A 20,255-nucleotide genomic window follows, 5' to 3' on the forward strand; every position below is an offset into this window, starting at 1 on the left:
GTCATGCACGCCGTCCAGCTATCCGAGGACTTCCCGATTGACTCGGTCGTTGTACTTGTTAGACGGTCCAGCCAGTTTTATAGAGTATTCACAAACACCAATCGGGTAGGGAAATCATGAGAGGAGTAAAAATCTGCCTGCGTTCAGGGATTTCCTTGGCCTCCTTAGGGTGGTAAATGGGGGGGCGAATTAGGGGAAAGACGGCTCAACCGGATGACAGGCCATGGCATCTGAGCGAACGGAACTCGATGCCCAGCGAACATTCGAGATTTCCGGCGAAAGAGTCTATGCCTTCCCTGAAAGGCATTAGGGGTGGAGCAGGGTAGCCAGGGCCTCAACCCTGATCGGTCGGCTGAAGAAATAACCTTGGTATTGGTCGCAATTCAGAGTGTTGAGAAGATCAAGTTGCTCCTGATTCTCTACCCCTTCGGCAACAACCGTCAGAGAAAATTCATGCGCCAAATAAATCATGGCAGAGACCAAGGCTCGGGCTTCAGGGTTATGGGTAATATCGGTTAAAAAGGAGCGGTCGATCTTCAATTCATGAATGGGGAAACGTTTCAAATAGCTGAGAGAGGAGTAGCCTGTTCCGAAGTCATCCATAGAAATTTTTGGTCCCAAGGCCATCAAATGGTTCAAGGTCTCCACGGCCTGCTCGGCATTTCCCATTAAGAGGCTTTCCGTCAGTTCGAGTGTTAAGTACTTTGCATCGATCCCCGTGCTCTGTAGGGTCTTCCTCACCAACTGCACCAGATAGCCGTCATTAAATTGTTTTGCCGACACATTGACCGCCACCTGAAGCCGCATCCCCTGAGCCTGCCATCGTGCTAATTGCGCGCACGCTTCTTTGAGCACCCATTCACCCAGAGAGATGATCAGGCCGGTCTCTTCGGCTAAGGGAATGAATTGATCCGGAAAGATGAGCGTGCCGTCCGGTTTCTGCCATCGAACCAGCGCTTCGACCCCGATAATGTGACCGCTCTTCACCTCAACCTTCGGCTGATAGTACAACAGCAGTTGGTCTCCCTCGATAGCATGGCGCAAGTCTGCTTCCATTCGCAGGCGCTCCAGGCTTTGAGAATTCAGTTCGCTCGAATAAAAATTGAAGCCTCCCTTTCCATGCAAGTTGGCCTGGGTGCTCGCACCAACAGCGCATTGGATGAGGGCGGTCACATCTGTGGCATCCGCAGGAAAACTCGCAATACCGATACTTGGGGAAATGTAGACCTCGGTCCCATTGGCATTAAATGGAGATTCCATGACCTTGAGAATACGAGAAGCTAACTTTGTCGCATGTTCGGCATGGGCCATTGTCGGGCATAATAAAGAGAATTCATCCCCGTCCACGCGAAACAGGCTATCCAGCTCAGTCGAATCGGGTATTCCTCGCCCAAATACATCTGATCGGCGCATGCAGGAACTCATCCGCTCCGCGATCTGTGAGATGAGCTGATCCGAGATTTCCGGCCCGAAGGTCGTGGAGAGGCGCTTAAACTGGTTGAGAGTAATATGGAGCAGAACCAGGTTGTCATGATGGCGTTCCGCTCGCTGGATAAACCAAGCCAATCGGTCAAGAAACAAACTCCGGTTCGGCAATTTCGTCAAGGCATCATAGTAGGCAAGTTGGTTCTGATAGGCTCGGGCGGCGAGAGTGTTGCGAACCCGAAGCTTCAATTCACTGGGATCGACCGGCTTGGCGAGAAAATCTGTGGCACCCCGGTCAAGAGCCTGGAGTTTGGTCTCCGCGTCGGAGGAAGAGGTCAGGATAATGACAGGAAGATGTTTCAGTTTGGGATGGTCCCTCACTAGCTGCAGGATTTCGAATCCCGGGACGTTCGGCATCATCAGATCAAGCAACAGAATATCCGGTCGATACTCTTCAATCTGTTGCATGGCCCGAGAGGAATCCTCCACCAGCACAAAGTTCTGATAACCGGCATCCTCCAGATAGGCCCGCATGATCTCCATGGTCGTTTCCTCATCGTCGACCATCATAATCGTGGCCTGAGTCAGAGAGGTTTCATCGCATCCCAATTCATTCAGGACGGGTTTCGCCAGGAGCACCCCGTCGTTATTTTGTGATTGGTATGCTCTCTGGTTTGTCTGCTCTGCTTCCATGTTTCGATCACTTCAAACGCTTAATAAGGCAGGTATCTCCGGCCTCAGGGCAAGGGTGTTCTTTTTCTATGGAAACTTTTCGGTCTTCCAAAAGGGAAAATAAAGTGTAAAAAGCGAAAAATCCGAAAAAATGGTGGCCGACTAAATAGAGACATCCTGAGGACACCTGGCATTTATTGAGCTGGAAGGTCAGCCGGGGCAGCCCCCGACGTGGGAAGGGTCTGCCGAGGCTCTACCCGACAGACTTGGATGCAGAGGGCACTCCCATTGCCACGGGCTCTGGAGTGCCTTGAGCTCCATGAGCTATTCGCGTCGCCAGAAGGTGAATGCGGTGAAGGTGCTGTTCGATGATTGCCAGATCGGCTGCCTTGGCCGCGGCCTCAAGCTCAGCAGCCGGCTTGTTCAGCATATCGAACCCCACAGTCCCACCCGCACCCTTCAGCCAATGGGCCAGCTTGGCCAGGGTCTCCATATCCCGATTCGAATAGGCGGCATCCATTGCCTGCAGTTGTTCGCCCAGGCGACCCACAAAACGGGCAATTACGTTGGCAAATTTCGGGTTGGCTGACCCTAGCTTGGAAACGATGGGTGAGGAATCCTCAATCTGTGAGGCTTGATGGTGCGAGGACTCCGGGAGGACAGATTGTCTGGATGATTCACCGACTGGTTGACCATGGAGGAATTGAGCCAATTTAGCGAGGAACCGGTCGATGTCGATAGGTTTGGTGAGATAGTCGGAAAACCCGGCATTAAATAACTCTTGCTCGAAGCCTTTCATGGCGTTGGCGGTGAGCGAAATGATGGGGATCTGCAGGCCTCTGTCGCGTAACGTGCGAGTGGCAGTGAGCCCGTCCATCTCAGGCATCTGCATGTCCATGAGAATGATGTCATATTCGCCGGCCATAGCCATTTCCACTCCTGTCAGACCATTTCCCGCTTCGTCGATGCTCAGACCATAACCCTCCAGGACCACCTTTACGAATTCGCGGTTTTCCGGGCCATCGTCTACGACCAGGATCCTGGCCGATGGAAAGACCCAGTTGGTGTGTTCCTGCATCCTGCTCGATTCGTCGATCGATAAGGCCTGCTCGGGTGTGACCCAGGCCACCTCCACCGCACTGCCGGCATCCAGTGTGATCTTGAATACACTGCCGACTCCCGGCTGACTTTCCACTGTAATATCCCCACCCAGGGCGCGTGCGAACTTGCGGCTGATAGCTAATCCAAGGCCGGTTCCTCCAAACTTTCGGGTCACCGACGCATCGGCCTGGACAAAATCTTCAAAAATTCGCTGAGTGGCCTCCACATTCATTCCAATCCCGGTATCTGCGACATCGATATGAAATTGGATCAGCTCTCCGGCAACCTGCTTGGCGTGCGCGGTCACCGTGACCGCGCCGCGCTCAGTGAATTTCACCGCGTTCCCCACGAGGTTGGTGATGATCTGGCGAATCCGGCCCGGATCGCCGATTATGGTCTCCGGGACGTCATCAGGTATCTTGAGTTCAAGTTCGATGCCCTTCTCGTGTGCCCTCACACCCAGGACTCTGACGACATCCATGATCACGAGATAGGGATTGAATCGTACCCGTTCGATCTCCAGACGCCCGGACTCGACCTTCGAGAGATCCAGAATATCGTTAATGAGGTCAAGCAAATGTTTCCCACTGGAATGGATGATCTCGAGGTGTTTACGGGTTTCAACCGAGTCACGCCCGTAACCCCGTTTAATCAGTTCTGTGAAACCCAGTATGGCATTCATCGGTGTGCGGATCTCATGACTCATATTGGCCAGGAAAGCGCTTTTGGCCTGATTGGCCGCAACGGCCTCTTCTTTGGACTTCAGTAACTCGATTTCCGCTTCTTCCAATTGCGTGACGTCGTCAAAGCTGACCAGGACCCCCACATTTTTCGCGCCGCTGCCAAGGATAGGGGAGCAGTTAATCATAAACGTCAGCCGTGTGCCGTCGGGCAGAGTCAATCGGACGCGTTCGTTCTTTTGAGCCTCTCCCGAATTCAATGCGATATGCCAGGGGTGTGTCCCCGGTCCCAACGGATGGCCTTCGATGTCCGACCACGGAAACGCTCCGACCGCCTGACCCAAGAGCGCCTCAGGCGTCTTGGTTAACAACGTGGCGAAGGCCCGATTGGCCAGCATGATTTGCCCTTTGTTATCGAGCACCAGGAGCCCTTCTGCCATCGTATCCAGAGCGGATCGCACACGCTCAGGAACAGCCTGTGAAGGATCGAGTTGCTTCAACATTTTTCCCAAATACAGATAAAAGCCGATGAAACACATCAGAGCCACGAACAGCAGAAGTTGTGTCTGTTGCCCGGTGATAAACCCTATCCAGCCGTCGTCACTTAACGGTGTGAATCGAAGTTCGACTTGACCCCATTTGTCTTCCCCTTCCCAGATCGCGACCGTCACCTGGGTATTAGAAGAATAGTCCGAATTGTCGTCCCGCCAATGGTTCTCATGGTCACCTATCGTGACAAGCCAATCATCCGCTTCAGTTCGCAATCCGGCAGACAACAGGTCTGGGTTACGGTCCACGACCAACTGCAAAATCCCCTCCAGGCGATCGACATCATCCTGGGTAATCAGGATCGTGCTATTGGCAGCAATGGACTCGGCCAAGGCCGCACGTCCCTGGCGAACCGCTCCGGTTCGATCCGGCATCAAGCCAAACAAACTCGCTGTCAGTAACACACTGATAAGGAGACTGACCTGGCCGAAGGCCAGACGAGATTTTGTCGAAAGAATGTTCATCCCTTATTCCAATTGAACCAACGGGATCGAAGAGCCTTAGCGGGGGCCCCGGTCTTCTTCTCACCTATCTCGGCAGATATGGTGGGTTTCTCAAACAGGGATTCTACTGAATCGCCGTCCACGCCTTTCTTCCCCCGTTGTCGTTTCTTCTTCCCCGCGGCATCGAGCACCAACAGGGGGTTCACAAACTGCCAGGCCGGTACCGATGAAAGCAGGGCCGTCAATAGCACCCCACTACGCAGGAGCCAGACGACATAACCGATCGACAACCCGGTGGAGACCGCAATGCTGGAGGCCAAATAGGTTTGTTCGGTGGCGGCCACCTCCTGAACATCGTCGCGAACGCGATCCAGGTCCTGAAGGAATCCTGATCGGTGCAGCAATGACCGGATTTCCTCCTTGAAGGCTGTGATATCAAGGGGCTTCTTGAGCACACTCCACATATCACTCACTATCCCCACAAGGCCCGTGCGTTCTCCATCCTCTTGCTTAGCCGGCAATTCCTGTCGTCCCTGCGTATTCTCCATCACCGAATTTTTGGTACCAGTGATTGTGGAGCCCTGGCCGCCGTCAGGGATATTCCCTGGTGAGCCGGGATCAAGACTGCCCCCATTGCCCGGCGCCTGGTCCTCCGAAGTGTCTTCACCGGCATCTCTCGGGGAAGGATCTGATGAAGGCGAAGGATCCGACGGCGGTGGAATGAAAATTTGCGGCGGAACATTGGCTTGGGTAACCGTGACGGCAATGGCCTGCGTATCGACGGCAGTGCCGTCGGAGGCCTGGACGATCACGTCATAGATGTTGTCGCCACCCGCATCGCCCGGGGTTCGGAAATCAGGGGCCGTGATGAAAGTGAGGACCCCGGTGGTCGGGTCGATGCTAAACAGCGCCGCATCGGCACCCCCAACGATGCTATAGATCGGTGTCGCGCCTTCGGCATCGATGGCATCGACATCGGTGACGCCGGTGGTGCCGGTGATGACCGAAATATTGGCGGTGGCACCGCCCCCATTTGAAGTAATGATCGGCGCATCGTTGACCGGAATGACGGTCAAGCTCACCGTGACGGTGTTCGAGATAGCACCGGCTAGATCACGGATCGTATACGTGAAGCTATCCGTGAGGGTTTCCGAGCCATCATGCGTGTAATCCACTGTTCCATTGGCATTTACCCTCGTGATGGTGCCGTTCGTCGGACCGGAGACAATAGTGATACTGGTCAGATCGAGGCCGTCATCGAGATCGAGATCATTCCCGGCCAGATTCAGGGTAGTGGATGAGCCCTCGTTTACAACAAGGCTGTCGGGAAAGGCGATTGGAGGATTATTAACGGTGGTGATGTTCACGGTGATGGATCCGGTATCGTTGAGCGCGCCACCGGTGCCCTGGCTGCCCGTGTTACCATCAAAGAAGGTGTAATCGATCTGTATGTTAGCTGGTGGGTTACTGCTGTTATTGGCATAGGAGATCTGCTGCAATGCACTGTTGACCAACATCGTGGTAGCGTTGTTATTGAAGGTAAGCACCAATGTGCCACCGCTGTTGGTGGTAACGGTGCCGATGGTAGTCACGCCTACCATCAGGTTGCCGCTTTCCACCATTGGAAGAAGCGTGCCGCTGCCATTGAACACGTCATCGGCGTTTGCGCCACTATTGCGGGCCAGAGTGAGCGTGGCTCCGTTGTAGTTATTGGCGGCATCCAGTTCGGTATCGGCGATCGTGGCATTGTTGTCGAGCACCACCGCCGCACCGCCTTCGATAAAGGTGGGCGTATTGTCCAAGCCACTAAATGCGGGCGGATCGTTGACGGGATTGACGTTGATCGTCGTACGGGCTGCCGCACTGTCTGCCGTGCCGTCATTGACATACACGTCGATTAATCGGTCCCCATCGGTGGGAGCGTTCGTATCCGTGTGCTGGTACTGAATCGCCTTGATCAACGTTTCCGTCTCGACCTCTGTAAACGTCCCGCCGCCTTGTTTGGTTATCGTGACAGTGGCTGTTCCGGCCCCGGTGGCAATCATGACATGATAGTTCCCGCCGGTGGTGTCCTGTCCGGCCACGGCGGTCGCCAGAGTAAAGGTGTTTCCGTCGAGCACGAGTGTCTCGGCATTGCCGTCCAGCAGACCGCTCACGCCCAGTTTCACATAGGCGAATGTGGTGCTATCCGGATCCAACAGATCCGTATCACTATCGGCGATGCCGATCGGACTGGCGCCTTCAGTAAAGGTGAGAGCATAGTCGTTGACTGTGGCGCCGGAACTGTCGTCGGCGTCCAGATCTATTGATGGAAGATCATTGTTAGGAATAATGGTGACGGTAATGGCGCCTGTATCGCTCCGGGCACCGCCGGTGCCTTGTCCGCCTGTATTGCCGTCGTTGACCGTATAGTCGATCTGGACATTGGCGGGAGGAGTATCGCTGCTGTTGGAATAAGTGATCTGCTGCAAGGCGCTGTTGACCAAGGCCGTGGTGGCATTACCGTTGAAGGTCAAAACCAGCGTGCCCCCGCTGTTGGTGGTGACAGTGCCGATGGTCGTGGCGCCGACTCGTAATATGCCTCCTTGTACCAAAGGATTAAGTGTGCCGCTGTTGCTAAACACATCATCGGCATTGGCGCCGCCATTGCGAACCAGTGTCAGCGTGGCTCCGTTATAATTATTGGCAGCATCCAATTCAGGATCGGTAATGGTCGCGTTGTTGTCGAGCACCACGGCTGCCCCGTCTTCCGTATAAGTAGGGCTATTGTCCAACCCACCGAATGCCGGAGGGTCGTTAAGGGGTTGGCCATTGATCGAAAAGGTAATATTCGTTGATGTAAACGTCCCATCGCTCAAGGTGAATTGAAAGGTGGTCGCACTGGATTCGTCATCATCGGTAAATCTGAAGGTAACGCGGTTGTTGTCGATGTCGTCCTGTGTGAAAGTCCCTCCCAGCCCGAGTGGACTTCCGTTTAGCCGAACTTCACCGGTTCCGCCGGGCAATTGTGTGAGCGTGTAGACGAGTTGAGTCGAAGTGTTGTCCACATCCGTCGCTGACAGAAAGGCGTTCGTAATCGTTCTGGTAGACTCCTCCGGAACCGTCAGAGGATTGTTGGTTGTGAGAACCGGAGGATCGTTGACGGGATCCACGTTAATAGTCGTGCGAGCTGCCGCACTGTCGGTGGTGCCATCGTTGACTCGCACCTCGATCAGCCGGTCCCCATCGGTAGGGTTTGAGGTATCTGTGTGCTGATATTGAATCGCTTTAATCAACGTTTCCGCCTCGACTTCACTAAATGTTCCGCCGCTCTGTTTGATGATCGTGACGATTGCCGTGCCGGCGCCTGTCGACACGCGAACATGGTAATTTCCGCCGCTGGTGTCCTGGCCGGGCGCGTCGGTAGCTAAAGCGAACGTGTCGCCGTCGAGTATCAGGACTTCACTGTTCCCGTCCAACAGACCACTGACGGACAAGGTCACATAGGAGAAGGTGGTGCTGTCCACGTCCGCCAAATTCGTATCGGAATCAGCAATCGCCGTGGGACCGTTGCCCTCGGTAAATGTAAACATATAGTCGTTACCCGTGGCCCCGCTGCTATCGTTCGCATCCAGATCTAATGTCGGCGAAGTCGTGGCCCCGTACTGCCGTGCGAAAATGTCGGTTTGAGCCCCGTCGCTGCCCGTCCACACGGCCACGAAGTTGTCGCGGTCAAGCATGGCCACGGAGGCACGGTCCTGCACATTGGCAGTGGTTTGGTTGATCAGGAACTCGAACCCGATTTTTTGCCCGCTGGCGTTAAACTTCTGGCCGAAAACACCGGCCGCGTCATTCTGCCCAAGCTGACTGCCGGCTCCTTCCCACACGACGATGAATTCACCAATATTATCCATGGTGATCGAGGGGCTGGTCTGCGTGCCAAGGATGGACGTATTGGCGAGTCGTGGGAGAAAGAGAGGGTTTCCAGTGGCGTCAAACTGCCGGACATACACATCTACATTCAAGACCGTGGCCCGATAGGCCACGGTGAACCGGCCATCGCCGCTCATTTCGACCGCGGCACCTCCGGCATTTGATTGAAGTGCAATGTCCACCTGGCCGCTGGTTTGTGAAACACCCGCGTTGTTGTAGAGCTGAAAGAACACGTCTGACCCGTTATCCCACACGACGACAAAGTTTCCCGAATCGTCAATCCCCACAGACGGATCCTTAGCGGCTGCGGCGGTGTTTACAATGATATCACTGCCGACTAACCCTCCCCCAAAGCTGCCCTGTCGCACGAAGATGCCTTCGTTGCCCCCACCATCGCCTTCCCAGGCGATCACGAAATCCCCGGTACCGTTCATGTTCACGGACGGGTTTTGCTGAGTGTTGGCAGTGCCGGTGTTGACCAACACGTCTCCAGCGTCGACGGCGGTGCCATTGGCCAGAAAGCGGCGCATGAACACATCGTCCCCTTGAGTCCAGGTGACGACGAAATTCCCGCTGTCGTCTACGGCAACATCTGTCCAATTGTTGGTCCCACCACCGATATTGACTTGAAATTGTGCGACCTTCTGGTTGCCGCTGGCGTCTAAGACTTTGGCATACACTTTGTCGTTGGACGTGCCGTTCGTCCACACCACCACGTAATCGCCGTTGGGTGCGATATCGACGGCGCGCTCGGCCCCGCGTAGCGGGCCGCTTGTCATTTCGTTGTCTCCTGAAGGAGCGTTGACCATGAATTCACTCTTGGAGACAAAGGCGGAGGACTTATATTCGTACGCGCCGATGTCCGGTGCGGCATCACGGGTCAATCCCCGCTGATCGACGGCAGGTGCACCGGATGTCGTGCCCGAGTTAAGGGCAGGACTGCCGGCCAGCAACGCGTGGGTATCTGTGGGGCCGCCGTTAGGAAGTAGAGCCCCGAGCATGGGATCGACGCCATCCAACGGATCTCCCAATCCCGCCGTGCCGTCGCTATCAATATTATTTCCACCCGAGATTAACGTGCCAAAGCTGTTGGGTGATCCTGGATTATGGAGAATGGAATTGGTGATCGTGATTTCCAGGCCATCCTTATCATATACGCCACCGCCAACAGGTGCCGTATTAAACGCGATCGTGGAATTCATAATCGTGATTGGATTTTCTGTATATATTCCGCCCCCTTCGTTGGTCGCGGTGTTGCCGCTGATCGTGACGTTGGTCAGGGTGCCCCCATCGGCCCCGTGAAAATAGATTCCCGCGCCTTTATTGGCCTGGTTATTGTCAATGAGGACTCGGTTAAGATTCAGCGTGCCATGCACGTGAAAGGCGCCGCCGTCGCCACCTATACCGTCGTTATTCGTCAATCGGGCGTCGCTGAGATTCAGGATGCTGGAGCCATCAACCAAGACTCCCGCTCCACCACTTTCCCGGCCGTTTTGAATAGTCAGGCCGCTCATTGTTACTGTAATGCTGCCCTTAGTTTCAAACACCCGTTCATTCGCGTTGCCATCGATGATGGTGGTATCCGCGCCCGCTCCGGTGATGATCACACTGTCATCAATATCCAGCTTTCCTGTGGTTAAGACATACGTGCCGGTCGGAATAATAATCGTGTCAGTTCCGGGTGCGGCATTGGCGTCGATGATGGCCTGACGCAGTGACCCTGCTCCGGCGTCATTCGTATTGGTGACGGTAAAGGTGGCGAGGACACCCTCCCAGGCTTCTTGGGTGGCTTCGCCAATGACGACCGACGTTTCAATAAACCCGATTGCCACTTCCAATTCCCAGTTGGCATATTCGCTGACGTGCCCGGTCCGGTCCGTGCTCGCGGCAATATCAGCGCCTGTCAGTTCGGCTAGGGTTTGGATCGCAGAGAAGCCGGCCTGACCGCGTCCAAAGGTACAGCCATAGATCAACAGATCGGCATCGGCAGACAGACTCTGCCCGATCTGACTCAACAGCGCCGCATAATGATTGCTGATCGAATCATTGGTGAGAAAGGCCGTGCCTAAATGCAGTTCCGCTTCGGTGCCTTCTCCAATGAGATGAATGGCATCCACAGCACTCTGACCCTTGAGTACCTGGGCAATTTGTTCAAGTCCGTCCCGCCCCGCATCCAGAAGAATGACTTCTGCGCTAGGATGGATACCGTTCATCAGGGTCTGGTAATCCTCAACCCGCGTATCAATGAAGACAATTTCCCGACGACCGGAAGGAGTGGGTGCGGCAAGTGAAAAGCTGTCGGCCCAATCGGCCTCACGGTCAGCGGCCATGACGGCATCGGAATTGGTCTCTGCATGACCATCGGTACCCGGCATCGTTTGATTTTGAGCGGTCTGATCTTGGGCCACTTCTGCCCCCGTGGAAAGGGCGGCTCCATCAAAGAGAATTCTTGGTTCGAGAGCTAATAGTGTTTTCATGCCCTTGGCCGCCTCCACCCCGTGTGCGTGGTCGCCAAGATGTGTGGTTCCAAATCCATGGGTCTTTGTGATCCTTGTTCAATTGAAAAGTTCAACGTCGTTTGGTCGTTGGATTGACGTTTTACGGTAAGAACGGCAAATTTTGCCTGGCTCATCCTGTCTCCCTATTTGTTCTCTGTTCCCCAAAAAAGAGATGAAGACTTTCCCTTTCTTTTCGGCCATTTATATGATTACTGGACGTCATCAGGAAAAATTTTCCCATTCCCCTATTTTTCCTCATTCAAGAATTGGAGGACTCCGGAGAAAACGAGAGGGCAGATTGAGCGAGCTGAATCGGGTTTGTGATTTTCAACCGACGGCTTGGAGGAGCCTTTTTGACTCAACGTGTCAAAAATGGAGGGAGTTGCCCTTGAAATATCGTGGGGGGGTTCAGTTCAGATTTGGTGACATGGGTAGATGGTCATGAAAGTTATTGGAGGTTGTTCAACTTCCGGATAGAAACCTCATGAAAAAAAGAATTCACTAGGTAACCTGGAAGACGGCAAACCTAAAAAACTTAGGCAAGATTTTTCGAAAAGATGTTTATGGTCTGTTTCGCTGGAACCACCGGGCTCGAGGATGCCTGGCGCGATCCACGGTCTTCTCCTCAACTATCCCGGTAGACGCCGCTGATTTCTCAAACAGGAACTCAACCGAATCGTCTTTCACATCCTTCTGACCCTTTTGACGCTTCTTCCTTGCAGCCGAATCGAGCACCAACAGCGGATTCACAAACTGCCAGGCAGGTACGGAGGAGAGCAGGGCGGTCAACAGCACCCCACTGCGAAGGAGCCAGACGACATAACCGATCGACAGCCCGGTGGACACCGCAATGCTGGAGGCCACATAGGTTTTTTCGGTGGCCGAGAATTCCTGAACCTCCTCGCGGACGCGATCCAGGTCTTGAAGGAATCCTGATCGGTGCAGCAATGACCGGATTTCACTCTTCAGAGCTGTGATGTCAAAGGGCTTCTGGAGAAACCCCATTATGTCACTCATCATCTCTACGGTACCGGTCCGTTCTCCAATTTTTGGCTTAGCGGACAAATCGTGTTGTCCCGGAGTATTAGCCGTATCTGCCTCTCTGGCACCAGTGGTTGTGAAACCCTGGCCGCCGTGAGTGATTTGTCCGGGCGAGCTGGAATCAATACTGCCCCCATTGCCCGGTGACTGATTCTCCATGGTGTCGTCGCCGGATTCTCTCGGCGGGGGATCCGGTGTGGGTGTAGGAGAGGACGCCGGAGGCGGGGTAAATAGGGTTGGTGGGACGTTAGTTACGGTGATGGCAATGGCCTGTGTATCGACGGCGGTACCGTCGGAGGCCTGGACGATCACGTCATAGACATTGTCTGCTCCCACATCGCCCGGGGTTTGGAAGTCGGGCGCTGTGCTGAAAGTGAGGACACCGGTCGAGGGGTCGATTCGAAAGAGCGCCGCATCGGCTCCACCAATAATGCTATAGGTCAGAAGATCCCCGTCGGCATCGCTGGCATTCACATCGGTCACCACCGTGCTCCCCTCAAGAACGGTCACATTAGCGGTGGCGCCCCCGCCATTCGAGGTGATGATGGGGGGATCGCCAACGGGATTGATCGTGATAGCGGCGCGGGCCTGGGCCGTGCTGAACCCTGACGTTCCTCCAGGGGGTGTTGTATCGCCAATTGCCCCGTTGCTCCCATTGACCTGATCCCATGCGCGAAAGGTAATCCCGGATAAGACCGTCCCAAAATAGTCAGGATTCGGCTGAAAATAGACACGGGTTGCCCCATCTGCGGCTAACAGACGCGCCGCGTTGGGATTGACCCCGCTTAGCGACAACCAGTTCACCCCGTTATCCGTACTGTAGAACCACGCGCCATTCATTTCGTCGACCTGAGTCACGGCCATCCCGGTTAGTGCGCCGGGATCCGGATCGGTGACGTTGTCGTGTCCGCCGGGTATCGTGTCCAAATCCACGAGGCTTGAAACCAGCGTACCGACGGCTCCCACCGGCGGACCGTTATCTTCGGTTCCCGGATTCAGCGCCACCGGCACGTTTCTGAGTATCGGCGAATTATTGATCGGCGTCACATTCAGGCTCACAGTCACGGTGTTGGACGTCGCTCCGCTCTGATCCCGGATCGTGTACGTGAAACTGTCGCTGAGGGTTTCGGAGCCATTGTGGGTGTACACCACGGTCCCATCGGGATTAATGCTGGCGATGGTACCGTTGGTAGGCCCGGCGACAATGGTGATACTCGTCAGGTCCAAGCCGTCATCGACATCGAGATCATTGCCGGCAAGGTTCAAGGTGTTCGTGGAGCCCTCGTTGACGGTAAAGCTATCGGCCAGAGCGACGGGTGGCATATTCAGCAGATTCACCACCAGGCTCACGGTGACGGTGTTCGAGGTGGCGGCGGCCAGATCATTGATGGTGTAGGTAAAACTGTCCGTGACCGTGGCCGACCCATTGTGTGTGTACGTCACCGTCCCATCGGGATTGATGCTATCGATGGTGCCGTTAGTAGGCCCGGAGACAATGGTGATGCTGGTCAGATCGAGGCCGTCATCCACATCGGTATCATTTCCGGCCAGGTTCAGGATCGCGGTCGAGCCTTGAGTGACGGTAAAGCCATCGGCCACGGCCACGGGAGGAATGTTCGTTGCATTGATGGTGACGGTGATCGAGCCGGTATCGTTGAGCGCGCCGCCGCTACCCTGGCTGCCCGCATTACCATCGTTGATCGTGAAGTCGATCTGGACGGTGGCGGGGGGCGCGCCGTTGCTATTGGCATAGGTGATTTGCTGCAGGGTGCTATTGACCCGGGCGGTCGTGGCATTCCCATTGAAGGTCAAGATGAGTGTCCCATTGCTGTTGGTGGTGACCGTCCCGATGGTGGTGCCGCCGACTACCAGGTTCCCGCTTTCGACCAGGGGAAGGAGTGTGCCGCTGCCGTTAAAGAGGTCATCAGCATTGGCCCCGCCGTTGCGAACCAAAGTCAGTGTGGCACCATTGTAATTATTGGCGGCATCCAGTTCGGGGTCGGCGATGGTGGCATTGTTGTCGAGCACCACCGCCGGGCCACCTTGCACGAAGGTGGGGGTTTGGTCCAGACCGGTGAAAGACGGAGGGTCGTTGATGGGGGCCACGACAATATTTGCCGTATCCATGGCCGTGAATGAGCCGCCACCCGTGTTGCCCAGATCATCGACCATCAGGGTCAACAGATCCGTCCCGGCAAAATCAGGGTCAGGCTGGTATCTGAGCGTGCCCAAGGCATTATTAAGATCAGTAACTGTTCCGGTCACGGTCATCGTTGCGCTATCGTTGGTGCCGCTGACGAACGTGAGACCTGTTGTCGTCACCAGTCTCAAGAGACCGTCGTTCACCGACAAGGTGACGGACAAGTTATTGGTTCCGGCATCGCTGTCTGCAACGCTCACGCCTGCCATGAGTCTATACGCATCATCTTCGTTCACGCCGAAGGATGCGGCGATGATCGTCGCCGTCGGTGGGTCGTTGACGGGATTGACGTTGATCGTCGTTCGCGCGGCGGCACTGTCGGCAGTGCCGTCGTTGACGATGACGTCGATGAGCCGATTGCCGTCGGTGGGCGCATTTGTATCGGTATGCTGATATTCTACGGCCTGGATCAGGGTTTCGGTTTCCACCTCGCTGAAGTTCCCGCCGCCTTGTTTGGTGATGGTCAGGGTGGCGGTTCCGGCACCGGTGGCGAGCACTACGTGATAGTTTCCGCCGGTAGTGTTCTGACCGGCCACCGCGGTTGCCAACGCAAAGGTGTCGCCATCGAGTAGGAGAGTCTCGGCATTGCCGTCCAGCAGGCCGCTCACGGCCAGTTTCACATACGTGAACGTGGTGCTGTCCGGGTCGACTAAATCCGTGTCGCTGTCGGCAATCCCGATGGGGCCGCTGCCCTCGGCGAACGTGACCGCATAGTCGTTGCCGGTCGCGCCGGAGCTGTCGTTGGCATCCAGATCTATAGTTGAGGGATCATTGGTAGGAGTAATGGTGACCGTGATGGACCCCGTATCGTTCAGCGCGCCGCCGCTACCCTGGCCCCCGGAGTTGCCATCGTTGATCGTGAAGTCGATCTGGACCGTGGCGGGGGGCGCGCCGCTGCTATTGGCATAGGTGATTTGCTGCAGGGTGCTATTGACGCGGGCCGTGGTGGCATTCCCATTGAAGGTCAAGACGAGGGTCCCGCCACTGTTGGTGGTGACCGTCCCGATGGTGGTGCCGCCGACGACCAGGCTGCCGCTTTCCGTCAAGGCATTCAGGGTGCCGGTGTGGGCAAACACATCGTCGCCGTTGGCGCCGCCGTTGCGGATCAACGTGAGCGTGGCGCCGCTATAGTTATTGGCGGCATCCAGTTCCGGATCGGCAATGGTGGCATTGTTGTCGAGCACCACCGCCGCGCCACCTTCGGTGAAGGTCGGCGTATTATCCAGACCGTTGAATACCGGCTGGTCGTTCGCGGGAGTGATCGTGATGGAAAACACCCCGGTCGCAGGTGTGGCACCGCCCTCACCGCCGTCAGCCAGGGAGAAGCTGAAAGAGTCGGTCGTGGTCTCACTGCCGTTGTGGTCGTAGGTCACACGATTGGTATCGATGTCGTCCTGTGTGAACGTGTCGTTCAGGCCCAGTGGCGTGCCGGAGAGTCGTAGGGTGCCGTTGGTCGTGACGGCGGTCACCGTATAGGTCAGACCGGTGCCGGCATCATCAGGATCGCCTTCGTTGAGCATCGCCGTGGTGATGATATTGCCCGAGGAGGCTTCACTCACCGTGGTTCCCGTGTTGGTGGCAACAAGGGGAGGATCGTTCACGGGAGTGACGTTAATCGTGACCACGACCGTATTCCCGTCGGCGGTGCCATCGTTCACTTTATAAGTAAATGTGTCGACGCCGGTGAAATTTGCCACCGGCGTGTAGGAGAAAGAACCATCCGCATTGAAGGTGAAGGATTGGGCGTTGGCGGGATCGGCGCTTACCTGGATGGCCGTCAACGGATCACCATCTGCGTCGGTGTCATTGGCCAGCACACCGCCTGGACCTTCCCCCGTGCCGAACGTGACGTAGGCACCGTTCATCGAGAGATATTGTGCCTTGATCCAATCGGCGGAACGAATTGCAGTTTCAATCCGCGTTTCGTCCAGTATCCCCTGGAACGTGCGGTCCGTTGAACCGGATCGATTGCCGATCGCCAGATCAAGCCCCGCATCGGAATTGGCTGTTCCGCTCGGTGTGCTCGATTCCGTAAGTCCAAGGGCCACGCCGTTCACATAGATCGTCGGATCGTTTGCGGCCGAACTGCTATCATAGGCCACCGTGACATGTTGCCATGAGCCTAACGAGATTGAATTGATGGATGACCGCCACCGTCCCGTGTTGCCCGAAAATCCGAGTTCAAAGATCAGTCGATTGCCGGTATTTTCAACCTGGAGCGCCCAACCGCTTGTGACGGCGACGGCATTACCCTTATCCAATATCCGGCCAAAGCCTCCCTCGCCCCAGCCGCTGGGGTTAATCCAAGCGGACACCGTGGCTCCACCCGTAAAGAGGTTGTCAATGCCGGCTCCGGACGAAATGTCAATCCGGTCATCGACGCCATCGAACGATTGTCCGTCACCAATGGTGCCGGTGATGTCCAGAGAGCCATTGTTGATACCATTGTGGGCGTTGCCGGTTGAGTCCATGAAATCATTGTGAAGATGTGAGAGGGCCTCGAAGTTATTGGACCACACACCCGCCGCGTTTTGGTTGTCGGTGGCACCGGCGTTGTCGTAATACATCCAAATGTAATCGGTGCCGGACGACGCATCGATTTGCGGCACTTTGACCCAGACATAGGATGTGCCCGACTCATTCCAACTTTCAATTTCGTAGGCCAACTCGGTGCCATCGGGATCGACAAACCGGAGATCTTCCCCGGCGTTCTGCACCCTGGTGTAATCAATGTTCCCGGCATTCAGGGTGACCAGCACCGGAAAATCCGTTAAGTTTTCGGCCTGAGCGGTGTTGTTGAATGTCAACTTCTGTCTGCTGAGCCACGCCTCGTTAAACCAGATCGGCTCAGTCGTCAGCGAAGTGTCTTCATCGATCGTGTAGCTGTCGGGTGTGGCTGCCGGAGTTGTGTTGCCAGTGGCGGTGACATTCAAACTGAATTCGGATGTGTTGCCGCCGGGATCCGTGGCCGTGGCCGTAATGAATTCGTTTGCCACGACTCCGACACCAATCAGGACCTCGCTGATGGTCGCATTGCCGCTTCCATCGGTGTTCACGCTGGCCGAGCCAAGATACCGCTCGGCCTCGCCGTATCCGCTCCCATCTTCTATGGTCGATGCGTAAAAATCGATATTGAAAGACGTGCCGGCCGTGCTGTTCAACGTGCCGGTCACGGTCAAATCTGTGCCGCTGACGATAGCGGTGGAGAGGACGGGAAAATTCTGGAAATTGTTTTCATTGCTGTCACCGTCGCCCGGGTCATTGGACGTCACGCTATCGTCATTCAGGTCAATGCCCAAACCGGTGTTGGAGTGAATCTGGTTTCCACGAATGGTAATGCGATCGGTCCCATTATCCGTTAGGCCGACACCGCTACCCGCGTTAAAGGCGATTACGTTACCTTCACCTGCCAGTATGCCGCCGATGAAGTTGTCTGTGGCATTGTTCCTGGCAAGAATCCCGTTTCCACTATTCCCCAAAGCCCCGATCCCATTGGCCGCAGTGCCGATCAGATTTGCTAAAATCTGATTGTTGTTCGCACCGTTTTCGATCAAGATCCCATGGGCGTTATTACCTGAGATCACATTGTCCCGAATGGTGCTCGTGCTGGCCGCGCCAATCGGACCACCACCATCCCCTTGATCGCTGATATGCACACCATTTAGAACGTTACCCAATTCCGCCATCCCCGTGATGTCGGCCCCGATAAAGTTGTTTTGGACGAGAGTGCCGGTAGCATTCGTCCCGAAGATCACCACACCGGCCGCCGTGTTTCCCGAGACCACGTTTCGGGCAGCCGTCACAACGCCACCGATAGTATTGCCGGGGGCATTTTCAACGATGATTCCGTCCAGATTGCCCAGGGCACCGGTGCCGTCGGCATTGGTACCTATCAAGTTGCCCTGCACGACATTGCCGGTCGACGTACTGTCTTGAATTTCAAGGCCTGTATCAGTATTACCGGAAATGACGTTGCCCGCCCCTGGTGCGGTACCCCCGATGGTGTTGCTGCTGGCCCCCGAAGCGATCCAGATCCCGTTATAGGTATTCCCTATAGGCCCTGTTCCGCCCGCATTGGTGCCGATGTAGCTTCCTGCGACGGTGTTGTTGGTCGAAGAAACTCCAACAATTCGGATGCCGTGGATGTTATTTCCCGAAATCAGATTGCGAGCACTGGCAGTCGTGCCGCCGATTACGTTGCTTGCGGCATTGTCGATGCGGATACCGTCCAGACCGTTGCCCCGATCCAATGTCCCCGTCGCATCCGTGCCGATGAAGTTGCCTTCAATTGTATTGTTGTTAACACCAGCGATTCGAATCCCGTCGCTCGAAAATCGATTCATCACCAGTCCGCGAATCGTGCTGCCACCGCTGCCGGCGCCAAGAGTGAGTCCATTCGTACTACCCGCGCTTGTGCCATTGAGTTCAATCTGCAACACCGCGTCATTCCCGATCGACAACGTATTGACCGAGGAACCGGTCTGTGTGTAACCGTCAATCGTGACCACACCGGTAATGGTTGGTAAGGCCGAGGTCGGACTGATGGTATGCACGCCCGCACCGGCAATGTTGAAGTGGATGTTGTCGGAACCGGCATTGGCATTGGCATCGATGATGGCTTGTCTGAATGATCCTGCGCCTGCATTATTCGTGTTGGTCACCGTATAGGTGGCCAACACGCCTTCCCAGGCCTCTTGGGTCGTTTGCCCGATGACCACCGACGTTTCAATAAACCCGGTGGAGACTTCCAATTGCCAATTGGCAAATTCGCTCACGTGTCCGGTGCGGTCCGTGCTTGCGGCAATATCAGCCCCTGTCAATTCGGCCAAGGTTTGCATCGCGGATAGGCCGGCCTGACCACGTCCAAAGTTACAGCCATAGATCAGGAGATCCGCGTCGGCAGACAAACTCTGCCCAATCTGACTGAACAGCGCCGCATAGTGACCCCTGATCGAATCATTGGTGAGAAAGGCCGCGCCCAAATGCAATTCCGCCTCGGTGCCTTCCCCAATGAGATGGATGGCCTCAATGTCCGTGCGTCCGGCCAAGACTGCGGCAATTTGTTCTACACCATCGTGCGTCGAATCCAAAAGAATAACCGTCGCGGCAGAATCGATCACTTCTATGAGGGTCTGGTAATCCTCAACCCTCGTATCGATGAAGACAATTTCCCGACGACCGGATGGAGTGGGGGCGGCAAATGAGAAGCTCTCGGCCCAACCCGTTTCAAGGTCGGCGTCAATGACGGCATCGGAATCGGTGTCTGCATGGCCATCGGTACCCGGTATAGTTTGATTTTGAGCGGTCTGATCTTGAGCCACTTCTGCCCCCGTGGAAAGGGCGGCTCCATCAAAGAGTATCCTGGGTTCAAGCGCTAACAGAGTCTTCATTTCAATGCAATTCCAATTGCCGGTGGGTGCTGGCGCAGACGTTTCGTGTTGCAAGTATTCGTTCTGCTTGTGGTGGTTCCCCTAATATCACGCGCCTCCTCTGATGTCGCAATTCTTCTTGTCGTCTTTCACCATCAGACATAATTACAACCGATATTCCATGGCACATCTGACATCTTGTTGCCTCTTTTGAAACATACCCCTGGCCCGAGATTTCGCCGTCTCCTTATTCGGTCATTGGTTTGGCTTTCTGTATGAAAAATGGAAAATTTTGCCTATAGACATTTCTTCCGGTCGGGGATGTAAGGGATGTTCAGCAGGAAGGAGCGCGATTGTTCAAATGG

At 55.4% G+C, this 20,255-nt stretch carries 4 protein-coding genes; all 4 read right to left on the reverse strand.

All coding sequences use genetic code 11. The features are described 5' to 3' along the window. Positions 1 to 306: 306 nt before the first annotated feature. Positions 307 to 2,118 carry an EAL domain-containing protein gene (locus tag LX98_RS05420; RefSeq protein WP_496427925.1) on the reverse strand — a complete coding sequence of 604 codons (1,812 nt, stop codon included), beginning with the start codon at positions 2,116 to 2,118 and terminating at the stop codon, positions 307 to 309. A 232-nt stretch (positions 2,119 to 2,350) separates the two neighbouring features. Next, complete coding sequence (locus LX98_RS05425; RefSeq protein WP_496427926.1) at positions 2,351 to 4,891, reverse strand: ATP-binding protein; 2,541 nt, start codon at positions 4,889 to 4,891, stop codon at positions 2,351 to 2,353. Continuing rightward, positions 4,888 to 11,259 carry a DUF4347 domain-containing protein gene (locus tag LX98_RS05430; protein ID WP_496427927.1) on the reverse strand — a complete coding sequence of 2,124 codons (6,372 nt, stop codon included), beginning with the start codon at positions 11,257 to 11,259 and terminating at the stop codon, positions 4,888 to 4,890. The genes LX98_RS05425 and LX98_RS05430 overlap by 4 nt, the downstream gene beginning before the upstream one ends. Positions 11,260 to 11,841: 582 nt before the next feature. After that, positions 11,842 to 19,911, reverse strand: a complete 8,070-nt coding sequence (locus tag LX98_RS05435) for a DUF2341 domain-containing protein (protein WP_496427928.1) — start codon at positions 19,909 to 19,911, stop codon at positions 11,842 to 11,844. Positions 19,912 to 20,255 lie beyond the last annotated feature (344 nt).

This window comes from Nitrospira marina (assembly GCF_059568365.1).

What these genes read in the sequence shown, in the direction of transcription:
- LX98_RS05420 (WP_496427925.1), bottom strand. Translation starts at nt 2,118, where the DNA reads ATGGAAGCAGAGCAGACAAACCAGAGAGCATACCAATCACAAAATAAC.
- LX98_RS05425 (WP_496427926.1), bottom strand. Translation starts at nt 4,891, where the DNA reads ATGAACATTCTTTCGACAAAATCTCGTCTGGCCTTCGGCCAGGTCAGT.
- LX98_RS05430 (WP_496427927.1), bottom strand. Translation starts at nt 11,259, where the DNA reads ATGAAAACACTATTAGCTCTCGAACCAAGAATTCTCTTTGATGGAGCC.
- LX98_RS05435 (WP_496427928.1), bottom strand. Translation starts at nt 19,911, where the DNA reads ATGAAGACTCTGTTAGCGCTTGAACCCAGGATACTCTTTGATGGAGCC.